The sequence below is a fragment of the Hyella patelloides LEGE 07179 genome, assembly GCF_900659865.1.
Classification (GTDB): domain Bacteria; phylum Cyanobacteriota; class Cyanobacteriia; order Cyanobacteriales; family Xenococcaceae; genus Hyella; species Hyella patelloides.
In genome coordinates, this window is record NZ_LR213989.1 from 1 (window position 1) to 11652 (window position 11652).

General features: G+C 36.6%; 10 protein-coding genes. 2 read left to right on the forward strand and 8 right to left on the reverse strand.

Features of this window, described 5'->3' with window-relative positions:
- Both H1P_RS25135 and H1P_RS25140 read right to left on the reverse strand, forming a co-directional pair.
- The coding region (locus H1P_RS25135) for a response regulator (RefSeq protein WP_144872554.1) at positions 1-1723 on the reverse strand (1723 nt) is incomplete at its 3' end.
- A gap of 274 nt (positions 1724-1997) precedes the next feature.
- On the reverse strand, positions 1998-2933 hold the full coding sequence (locus H1P_RS25140) for a phosphate ABC transporter substrate-binding protein (RefSeq protein WP_144872557.1): 936 nt from the start codon (positions 2931-2933) through the stop codon (positions 1998-2000).
- A gap of 435 nt (positions 2934-3368) precedes the next feature.
- Between H1P_RS25140 and sbcC the strand changes: the two genes are divergently transcribed.
- A complete protein-coding gene (gene sbcC, locus H1P_RS25145) occupies positions 3369-6392 on the forward strand; it encodes an exonuclease subunit SbcC (RefSeq protein WP_144872560.1) in 3024 nt (1007 codons plus the stop codon).
- 106 nt (positions 6393-6498) lie between these two features.
- Here the strand turns inward: sbcC and H1P_RS25150 are convergent, their stop codons facing one another.
- Positions 6499-7356, reverse strand: a complete 858-nt coding sequence (locus H1P_RS25150) for a sulfotransferase family protein (protein WP_144872563.1) — start codon at positions 7354-7356, stop codon at positions 6499-6501.
- Positions 7357-7600: 244 nt separating this feature from the next.
- Between H1P_RS25150 and H1P_RS38490 the strand changes: the two genes are divergently transcribed.
- The gene (locus H1P_RS38490) at positions 7601-7819 is read left to right on the forward strand and encodes a filamentous hemagglutinin N-terminal domain-containing protein (protein WP_144872566.1); all 219 of its coding nucleotides are present in this window, start codon (positions 7601-7603) and stop codon (positions 7817-7819) included.
- 22 nt (positions 7820-7841) lie between these two features.
- Here the strand turns inward: H1P_RS38490 and H1P_RS39510 are convergent, their stop codons facing one another.
- From H1P_RS39510 to H1P_RS25180, 5 genes are all read right to left on the reverse strand, one after another.
- Positions 7842-8018, reverse strand: coding sequence for an ISAzo13-like element transposase-related protein (locus H1P_RS39510; protein ID WP_144872569.1), 177 nt, complete (start codon positions 8016-8018; stop codon positions 7842-7844).
- Between the two features lie 4 nt (positions 8019-8022).
- A complete protein-coding gene (locus H1P_RS37705; RefSeq protein WP_222427224.1) occupies positions 8023-8457 on the reverse strand; it encodes an ISAzo13-like element transposase-related protein in 435 nt (144 codons plus the stop codon).
- A gap of 20 nt (positions 8458-8477) precedes the next feature.
- A complete protein-coding gene (locus tag H1P_RS37710; protein ID WP_144872576.1) occupies positions 8478-8981 on the reverse strand; it encodes an ISAzo13-like element transposase-related protein in 504 nt (167 codons plus the stop codon).
- Positions 8982-9293: 312 nt separating this feature from the next.
- A complete protein-coding gene (locus H1P_RS25175) occupies positions 9294-10754 on the reverse strand; it encodes an MOP flippase family protein (protein ID WP_144872579.1) in 1461 nt (486 codons plus the stop codon).
- Positions 10755-10804: 50 nt separating this feature from the next.
- Positions 10805-11638, reverse strand: coding sequence for a sulfotransferase domain-containing protein (locus H1P_RS25180; RefSeq protein WP_144872582.1), 834 nt, complete (start codon positions 11636-11638; stop codon positions 10805-10807).
- Between the last annotated feature and the right edge of the window lie 14 nt (positions 11639-11652).

Sequence of the window (11652 nt, forward strand, 5' to 3'; positions counted from 1 at the left end):
CTTGAATGCGCTTGTCATTTTCAACAATAGAGCGATTTAGCTGAGTATCAATATCTGCAATAGCCTGTTGGTTTTCGGCAATTCTGTCGAGGATCTGTTTATCAGATAAAGTGGTGGTATTGGTTAATTCTTCTCTGGCTTGAGCAATATCTAAACGTAATCTTTGAGCTTCTTCCTGTAGACGATTAATTTCCGATTGGGTGGTAATTACCTGTTGTTTTTGATTGTTGTACTCAATTTTACCTCTAGAATTTTGCTCGATAATTTCTGCACGACGGTCATTAACTTCTTGTTGTTGACGGTCTAGCTGTAATGAAGCGATCGCACCTTCGTTAACTAGGGGTTCCAGAGAATTCAAGGTTTTTTCTTCAATTTGGAGGCTTTTTTCGGCTTGAGCCATTGAGTCTTGATTTCTCAGCTCAATTTCTCCTAATACTTGTCTTGCAGTGGCTAATTGTTCTCTGGCATCTGCTAGTTGTACCTGATTTTGATTGAGTTGTTTTTCTAATTGTTCTACTTCTAATCTGGCTGCTGCGGTACGCGATCGCGCTTCTGCTTGGGCATTGTTTAATCTAATTTTTTGCTGTGGAGTAAGCTCGGCTTCTCCTGTCCCTAATTGAGCCTGTAGTAAATCATTTTCACCTTTGAGTTGAGCGCGATTACGAGCTAAATAGTTGATTTCTCGCGGAATTTCGACTTTGGTTAAAGATTCATCTACTTTATTAGGAGCAATTTGCTCTCCCATTAAAGCGCGATAAAATTGGTTTTCTTGATTTAGGGACTGACGAATATTTTTGAGAGACTGTAATTGTGCTTCTGAGGTGGTGGAATCTAAAACTAAAAGAACATCTCCTTGGTCTACTCTTTGCCCTTCTTCTACCTTCACTTCTTCGACAACGCCACTAGTAGGAATTTGTACCTCTTTGATTCTGCCTTCTGGCTTTAATTGACCCATCGCTGGTACTACTTGCTCAATCTTGGCAACGAATGCCCAAACAACAGCAAAAACAGTTACTCCCATGATTCCTGTAACAGTCCAATGTGACCATTTAGGAGAAGGACGCAATAATACTGTTTGTTCAAATTTACGGGGTGCAATTGCGGACTTGGAAGCAACTGAGAGAGCAGAACTATCTTGCTCTTTATCAAGAGTAGCTAACTGTCCGTTGACGCGAGGACTAAGTTGCTCTGCACCGATTTGGTTTGGGTTTGATGTTGCTAAGGGGGAAAGGTGATTATTGCTTTCTCCTTTGGGAATTAGAGGTAAGTTCTGATAAATACCAGGGCCTATTTGAGCATAGCCTAAATGCACAGAACGAATAGCATTAGTTAATTCTTGAGCAGGAGTGCCTTTTAAAAGATAGCCCATTGCTCCAGAGCTAAGAGTGCGAGCTACATATTCTTGGGTATCAAAAGTACTAAGGACTAATACTTTAACATCAGGAAATTTTTCACAAATAATTTTAGTGGCACTGACTCCATCCATACCAGGCATTTCCATATCCATCAAGACAACATCTGGTTGATGGATTTCTACCTGTTTGATGCTATCTTCTCCATTATCGGCAATACCTACAACTTCGAGATCGGATTCAGTCTGTATAAGAGCTTTCAGTCCCTCACGAATCATTTTTTGGTCATCGGCGATTAAAATCCGAATCTTTTGATTTTGGTTAACGGAGCCAGGATTTTGATTCTGTGGATTATGGGTTGAATTCGTCATTACGGTATTTGTGCTGTTTCTTACTTTATAGTTTTAAATACTGATTTATCTAACTAATACTATTTTTACCCAATCGATAAATCTTACTTAAGAAAATTTTCGGTATAACCTATTTTATTCATAAGTTCGTAAAATAACATCCGAGTGGCTTTAAACAAAATTCTCATCATCGCATCTTTACTCTAAATTTTCTGAATTTCTCTCATATCGATATATATGTATGTATGTATAATATATGTATGTATATTGGCAATTAACAATCAGCAATCAACCACTAACCACCAGAAGAAATCGCTTGTTGTCCTTGAGAAGATAAAACATAGCCTAAAAATGCTTCTACTTCAGGGGTTACGGGTTCTTGATAAGTGTAATAAAGAACGCGATAATAGGGATAATTATCTGCTTCTGGGGTTAAACCATTGACCGCTACAGTGCGTACTGTTTGTTGATTGGCTACTTGGGCATAGGTGGCATAACTAATACCGTCTGTGCTTAAAGCTCGTAGGATGGGGGTGGTAGCATCGCGATCTAGAGTAGTAAAATTTGCGCTAGTACCGAAGCTTGCTCCGTTTAACACCTCATCTTGAAAAACTTGGCGAGTGCCACTAATACTGGGACGATTTATGACTCTAATAGTATTGGATTTTCCTCCGATATTAGACCAGTCTGTGACTTTACCTTGAAAGATATCTGCTACCTGGTTTTTGCTCAAACCACGACGGAAAGGATTATTGACACCAACTACAATAGCAATTGCATCTCTGGCAATGGGTACAGCGTTTAAACCTTGGGCTTTTTCTGCATCGGTCAGAGGGCGAGAAATCGCTGCAATATCAATCTTACCTTCTTGAAGTAATTTTAATCCTACCCCTGTACCTTGTCCATTAGTGGCGATCGCTGTTCCTGCAAATTGTCTTTCAAACCCTTTCTTAATTGCCTGATTTATTTGTACCATACTGGTGGAACCATTAACATTAATGGTCGTACCTTGAGCTACATTGTTCGGAAAACTAAAAGTAACGGGGGTGTTGTTATTTGTCTGAGGAGAATTATTATTAGGAGTATCATTACTATTCTGATTTGCTACTGGTGGAGTAGAAGTTACTTCCGAAGCAGATTTGTTATTAAACCACCACCAACCCCCTGTTAAGATTGCCCCCGTACAGACTAAAGCTAGTATTAAGGGTAACGTTTCGTTTTTCTGGGACATTTACAAACCTCTTTCAATTGTTTCCCACAAATGTAACCTGATTCAATTAATGAGTGTTGGTGAATGCATAGTGCTTCGACTATTATTCATATCTTGTATTTATATTTTGCTTCTCATCGGTCAACAAAAACTACTTAAGAAGCTCAGAAGCTCATAGCTGACAGCTACGAAAAGTATTATTTTGTAAGCCCCTGGGAAACTTTATCCGAAGGTGTCCCTAAAGGGATACACTTCGATATATCCTTATAGGATGCCGAATCTCGCGATCGATACTTACATCAGCAACGTCAATTAATGAGTTATTTTTGGTCAATAGGGTAAGTTAATTTTTGTTAAAAGATAGAAAAAAAATCGACGATCCACCTTACGGGAATTTTAGACTAGAATGCAATGCAAATATACTGAATATTGCCTTAAAATACTAATAAAAACTGCATGATTCCGCTACAAATTACGCTCAAGAATTTTCTAAGTTACCGCGAAACGAGTTTAGATTTTCGTGGTTTGCACACCGCTTGCATTTGTGGTTCAAATGGTGCAGGAAAGTCCTCTTTATTAGAAGCAATTACTTGGGTTGTGTGGGGAAAAACTCGCGCTGCAACCGAAGATGATGTAATTCATAATGGGGCGAAAAATGTCAGGGTGGATTTTGAATTTATTTGTAATAATCAAACGTATCGGGTAATTCGTTCTCGTCCTAGAGGTAGAAGTGGCTCTTTAGAGTTTCAGATAGCTACCGAATCGGGAAGATTCCGCTCTTTGACGGCTAAGGGTATTAAAGCGACGCAAACTGAGATTATTGCTTGTTTAAAATTAGATTACGATACCTTTATTAATTCTGCCTATTTACGTCAGGGAAGGGCGGATGAATTCATGTTACGCAGACCTAGCGATCGCAAACAGGTTTTAGCAGATTTATTAAAATTAGATCGTTATGAAGAGTTAGCTAGCAAGGCAAAAGATTCGGTAAAAGAGTATAAGGGAAGGGTCGAACAATTAGAACAAAGTGTAACTCCTTTACTGGCTGAAATTGCACAAAGAAAGGTTGTTAGTCAAGAGTTACAAAAGCTAGAGTTGCAAGTAGCCAGTTTACAAGAGAATCAAAATAGCGATCGCAAACAATTACAGCAATTACAAACTATAGATCATCAAAGACAAGCCATCGAACAACAGTTTACTTGGCAACAAAACCAACATCAAAATTTAATTAAAGACTGCGATCGCTTAATAATTGAGATTAATAGTTTAGAGCAACAGCAACAACAATTAACCCAGTTATTAGAACAAGAAGCCAGTATTGTCCAAGGATATCAGCAGTTACTTACTTGGCAACAATCAGAAAAAGATTTTGCCCATAAGTTTAGTCGTTATCAACAGCTAGAAAAGCAAAAGCAACTATTAAATCAGCAATTACTCAAGCAAAAAAATGAGCTTAATTTAGAGATCAAACAAACTCAAACTCGTTTAGAAAATATCGAACAGCAAGAGCAAGAAATTCAAGATATCTTATCTCGTTCGGGAGAGATTACTACTGCGTTGGAAAAGTTAGATCGTAGTCGTCGTCAACTAAAAGAGTTAGATAAACGACAACAATATGTTTCTCCCCTGTTACAGCGTAAAAATAATTTGCAAACAGAAATAGCCAAAGAAAAAGCGAATCTGACTGCCAAATTAGACCAGTTACAAATCTCAGTTTATCAACTAGAAAATGAAATCTCTCAAGTACCCCAAATGCGAAATGCTGTTTTAACAGTAGATGCTCAAATTGGAGAATTGGATAAAAAGAAAACCTATCAAAAGCGATTGGAAGAAAAAGGCTTAGAAAAAAGGAGTTGTCAGGAAAGATTGCAAGAAAATCAACGTAACTATGAAAAACAATGGCAAGAATTACAGCAAAAACTAGAAATGTTATCCGTCCCCGATGCGGTTTGTCCTCTCTGTGAACAAGGTTTAGAGGAACATCATCGTTATCATGTTGTTAATAAAACTCAGCAACAACAAGAAAGCGTTAAAGAACAAATATGGATAATTAGAGAACGATTAGCAACTTGCGAAAAAGAACTACAGGTTTACAGACAAGAGTATAGAGCTATTTCTCAAGATCTTCACGAATATAATAATTTAAGACAAAGATTAGGACATTTAGAAGCACAACTAGAAGCTACGGAAGATACTTACGAAAAGTTAGAAGCAGCAGAACAAGAAAAGAATCGTTTAGAGCTAAGTTTATCCAGTGGAAATTATGCTCAGGAATTACAAATATATCTACAACAATTAAATGAAGAATTACAAATTTTAGAATATGACGAACAAACCCATGCTTTAGTCCGAGGAGAAGTGGATCGTTGGCGATGGGCAGAAATCAAACAAGCCAAAATAGAAGATGCTAGAAAACGTCAAGCAAAATTAAGCTCACAAAAACCCCAGTTAATAGCTAAAATTTCTACTTTAGAAACAGCCACCGAACGATTAGCTATTGACTCAGAAATTCAACAACAAATTAATCAAATAGAAGACAAAATTAATAGTTTAGGTTACGAACAGTCACAACACCAACATATTTTAGACTCTCTACGTCAAGCACAATCTTGGCATTTACAATATCAACAATTGCAACAAGCGCAACAGCAATATCCTCAATTAGAAACAAAAAAACAAGAGTTAAATAATCTCCTGCAACTACGTACCCAGGATAAAGTTACCAGCCAAGAACAATTAGATAACTATTTAGCACAAAGAGAACAAGTAGTAGACTATCGTAATGAAATTCAAACCTTAGAACAACAAATTACCCAGCGTCGCTATCAATTGGATGATTTAATTAGTCGTAGCGGTAGTTTAAAAGAGTCTTTAGTGCAAATTGATAAACTGACAGACCAACACAAGGAAATAGAACAACAACTAAAAGATACCAAGAAAAAATACCGTATCTATCAAGAATTAGCCCAGGCTTTCGGTAAAAATGGCATCCAAGCTTTAACTATCGAAAATATCTTACCCCAGTTAGAAGCCGAAACTAACCAAATCTTAGCTAGACTGACAGGGAATCAGTTTCACGTGCAGTTTTTAACTCAAAAAGCGACTAAAGGAACTTCTAAGAAAAAAACTAAACTAATTGATACTTTAGACATTTTAATTGCCGATGCGCAAGGTACTCGTCCCTATGAAACATACTCTGGAGGGGAAGCATTTCGGATTAATTTTTCCATCCGTTTAGCATTAGCAAAACTTCTCGCCCAAAGATCGGGAACTTCTCTGCAAATGCTGATAGTAGATGAAGGTTTTGGTACACAAGATCCCGAAGGTTGTAATCGTTTAATTGCCTCCATAAATGCGATCGCATCTGATTTTGCCTGTATTTTAGCTGTTACCCATATGTCCCAATTCAAAGAAGCTTTTCAAACTAGAATTGAAGTCTTTAAAGGAGATAAAGGTTCAGTTTTAAAGGTAAATAATTAAATTATTAATTAAGATTTTTGTAGATACAGAATTACTTTATAATATTAATTGAAAATTATGATGGTGGTAGCTGTATTTGCGTCGCTTCTCACTTTGGTTAAAATCGTTAATCCCAACTAAAATCTTGCTGTAAAAATTCAAATAATTGCTGATTATATGGCTGATAATAAGAACGTAAATCTTCTTCTAAAGGAATAATATTTTTCTTATAGCAACCTACATTTCTAGCTTTTTTGTCAGTAATTGTATATGGTTTTAGTCCTAAAAAATTAATTACCTTATCGTAAGTTATTTGAGTGTGTGAAAAGAACTCTTCACTAGATAATACTAAAATATTTTCTGGATTAAATAGTTGATAATAATCCTTTACCTGCTCTATATATCTACTACGAGCCATGTAAGAGCGACAAGCATATTGGTAATTAGAATATTTTCCCGACTGATATTTGCGAATAACTTCCCCATTTTTTTCTCTAGAGATCGCTTTTACAAAACTTAGGGTTTCACGACCTTTTCTTACTTCATGCTGATAGTGAGAGTAAGCTCTGGCAATGGGTTCTCGTAAGAGAATAATTATTTTAATTTTTGGTAATGTTTTAGCAATTCTCTTAGCTACAAAGGGATAAAATAAATAACTGGGACTGGTTTCTCCTGTAATAACTTTTCTATTTAAATTATTTTGCTGTTGTTCTATTTCTATTTTGGTGGGAAAATAAGACTTGTATAGTAATAATCCTTTTTGATATTTATAATCAAAAAAATGCACTTCACTAGGATTAGAATCAATAATTTGTGGATGTTGTTTTAAGTAGTGAAAAAGAGATGTTGTTCCTGCTTTTTGCGCCCCAACAATCATAAAATCTGGTAGAACGCGAAATAATCCTTGATAACGCCGAATATTTTCTTCAAACAATAACTGCTTAATAATATGAGGACTAAATCTTTTATAATTTTTGATTTTCATTCTTATACCAATTGGAAAAAAGAATGCAACAGAATCGTAGTAGGGTGGGCAATGCACTAAAGGATACCGCTTCGCATATACTTTAGTGCATTGCTTCTGCCTTCTGCCTTCTGCCCTCTGCCCTCTGCCCTCTGCCCTCTGCCTCGGTTCCTTCTTTAATGCATTAAGTCGTTAAGTACACCCTATATATTAACTAGCCAAATTGTATAATTCAGAAAAATTTTAGTTATATTACTTTTTATCGATGAAACTAATAGAAAGCTCCTTTCTCGGTTTATGTTTTGTCTCCACATTAATCTCATCAGCCGACGCTCAAATTACTACCGATGGCAGTACCAATACTAATTTAACTCCTACGGATACAGGAGTACAGATAGACGATGGAGACAGTGCTGGCGGAAATTTATTTCACAGTTTTGGGGAGTTTTCTGTACCAAATGGAAGTGAGGCTTTCTTTAGGTGATTTCTGGCAAAGAAATTACCAGCTAATAAGGTCGAATGAGAATATCCCATTTTGGTAAATGTGGATTTCGCAGGAGAGACATTTCAATTTCTTTCATAGCTTTCTTAGTTAAAGAGATACCTTTGTGATAAATCTTCTGACTCAGGTTAACGATAGGCTGTATTCCTTTCCATTTCATGGTTTTTGCCCAGAACAACATCGTTTCAGTGTTTCGGAAAAGAGTTCCATAGAGAGTGTTGTTCTAAAATGCCCCAACAGCGTTCAATGGGATTATATTTACTGTGGTAGGGGGGAAAGTAAAGTAATTGAATAGATTTCCCCACCTTACTGGAAAAATCTACCATTCTGTTCAGAAATTGAGTCCGAACACCACTATTTTCTGGACCATTGTCCATTTTGATTTGAATAAAATCTATTTGTTGCTTTTCGGATTGGGAAATGGCTGTCCACCATATAGAGAGACTGTCTACAATAAAGTCACTGGTTTTGTAGTTACTGCCAAAGTTGAGATATAGTTGTCCGCTATCTTCATCAAGTATTCCACAAGGGATATATTTTTCTGTTACTCCCATATCATGATCTTGGGCTTGATTATAACCTCTGGTTTTCCCGCCACGAGAATAATCTCCGATGTTCACTGTTGCCTTACAATCGAGACTCAATCGTTTGACTCTCTCGTCATTTTTTTGGTCTTTGAGGCTGATATTCTCAAAAATGGCATCGGTTTGGAGAATTTTTTTTGAGGCTTGGCTTTGAGAACTTTTCTTAAACGGTAACCCATTCGATTTAAAATGACTGCCATAGTACTAGGTGCAGGAAGTTGCTCCGACTCAAACCCTTGACGAATTAGCTGAGAGATAGCTTCTGCTGCTGTAAGTCGAGTATAAGCAATGGGGCTATTAAAAGTTGGATTTTGTTGAGCGTGAGCTTCGGCTATTTCTCGTAATGCTAGAGCCGCTAATGGTTCAAGCTCTTCCCATCTTTTCGCTCCACTATAACTTGACTGTAACCCCACGCAGATTATTCCGCTTCGGTTTTCATTTAATCCCAACTGAACATTTCTTCTTCCCCAACCAAAAAGTCTTTCTGCTTTCCTGGCACTTCCCTCACAATGCTTGATCGTCATTTGACCTTGAAAGTCTCGACGTTTTGCTCCCGTCATTTTTGAGGCAGCTAAACATAAGTCTTCGACTTGAGATCGGGTTAATGACGTATTTTCGCTTTTAAACTTCAGTTTTCTTCCTCTTGCTCACTATTTCTTTTATCTTAATCTATCGGGTATCTTCTTTTCTAGAAATTACCTTAGTGCAATGCCCACCCTACTCCTATATCTATGTGTAACAAACATTTATCCAATTGGTATTATTTGCTCGGAAGTAGCAAGTAGAAAGTTATTCTTTATTCTTCCGACTAGAACGTTATTTGGCAAGCAAAAACTCCAGTTTTCAATGTGGACGAGGTTTATAAATTTTTATTAGGTAGCTCTCTTTTTAGAAAAAATAGCCATTCTCACAAGTTCGACTATTTGTTGGAATAATTGAGGATTTAAGAATTTAATAGATAAAATATAAATTATTGTACCCCAAACAATAGTAATGATTAATAATACTTGAGTGGTAACTAAATTTACTAAAAAATATTTAGCAATTAGAATTGCTATTACCATTAAAACAGAACTAACTACAGGAGTTATAAATTGCTGTGTATAAGGTAGCAAAGGAATCTTAATTAACTTATTAACTGCCCATTGGCTCAAAGGAAAAGCTAAGTAATTACTAACAACATACGCCAAAGCTACGGCGGTGATTCCCCATTTAACTACAATCAAACAAGCAATTATATTGATGGTAGCATTGAATAAAGTCAATTTAACTTTCCAAAAAGGTTTTCCCATAGACATAAATACAGACTTATGGAAAAAAGAAACTGATTGAACAATGCCTTCAAAAGCCAGAATTTGCATCGCTCTAATTGCGGGTTGCCATTGCTCTCCAAATAAAGAAATAACTAATTCTGGAGTGAGAACTACTACACCTAAAAAAGCAGGAAAAGCAATTAAGCTAGTCAACTGAGTAGCCTGATAAAACGCTTGACGAAAGCGATCGGGTTCGTTTTGTAATCGTGAAAATGTTGGTAGTGCTACTTGATTGAAGGTAGTAATAATTAACTGAATCATTACCTGTAATATGCGATAAGCGATCGCATAGTAACCGAGAGCTACTTCACCTAAGAAATAACCAATTAATAGATTATCAGAACGTTTATTAAAAAACTTAATAAATTTGAAGACTAAGACGTGAATCCCAAAGTCAAACAGATGTTGAAAATGTTTAGGAGAAAACTGTAACGCTGGTCGCCAGTCAACGGCTTGCCACATTACCAAAACCCCTACTGATTCATATACTAGCTGTTGAGCCACCAAACTCCAAACGCCATGACCAGCATAAGCCATTGCCACCCCCACTATACCACTAACCACTATCCCCAAAAGCGATCGCAATGCCATGATTTTAAAGGCAAATTCTCGGCTTAATAAGGCTTTGTGAACATGACCAAAAGAGTTAACGATAAAAAGTAAGGATAAACATTGCAGAATCGGGATCAGTTTTGGTTGATTAAAAAACTGAGCAACCACACCTGCACCTAAAGCAGAAATTACTGCCAATAAAATACCGCATCCTACTTGACTCCAAAAAGCAGTATTTAGATGTTCTGATTCCAAGTCTTGTCGTTGAATTAAAGCTTGAGTAAATCCTTGTTCCATAAAGATTTGCATAAAAGCCAGAAAAACATTAGCCAAAGCTACTAGACCAAAAGCTTCTGGACTCAGCAAACGCGCCAATATAAGAAATACAATAAAAGAACAAGACTGAGAACCCCAATTTTGAATTGCAGACCAGACTACGCCTTGAAGTGCTTTTTGTTTTAAGTTCATGGGATTTTACTCAGTAGCAACATAATTCAAAGCAAGTTAATTGGCAAACATTAGACACTCCACTGAGAAAAGTCGTTACCAGTATATTCTCTAAGGCAAGAAATATCGTCCTGCAATAAATTAATAATTTTTTGTTTAATTTCTAGAGCTAATTGGGGCTTTTCTATTTGTTGGGAAAAAGATGTATAAAGTAGCTTTTCGATTCGCCAGCGCATTTCGTGGGGTAATTGACCGACTCTACCAATTAAGGGCATTTTGGAGATTAAAAATCCTAAAGAGTTTTTCTGAATTTTATTTTGGGTTTGATGGAGCTTTTTATCTGTTTGGGGAATTACAAAAGAGTCGTCCACTTCTAAATAGCGAAAAACCTTTTTTAGAGTTGCTTGAGGATTGCTGGATAACTCTTCTAAAGTGAGAATCAAAATTTGTTCGGGAGCAAAATATTTAAGATACTGTTGTAGCTGAAAGTAGTATTTAGTACGGACTATATAGTCATTATTAGGGCGATCGCAATTTGCTAAAACCTGATTAATCGAACGGCTTTCTACTCCACAAGTTTTCTGATGTAGATAATGGGAAATAATTTGCTGGATAGGATCTCGCAAAATGTAAATCAATTTAGCGTTTGGCACCACAGAATGCATCAGAGAAGGTACTCCCCGCCACTTGTGACAAGCTGCATAACTAGGAGATGTCTCTCCTCGGATCTTGGTGGGATTCGTAAAATGAGATTTATACCAATCAATGCCTCGCTGCCAATTTTTTTCTGCTACAAAAAAGTGTAATTCTTTCTTTGAGGACATAGAAATTTCAGGATGCAGATTCAGATAGTAATGTAGGCTAGTCGTACCACACTTCATTGCACCAATGATAATTACCCATATATCTCACCCAAAAG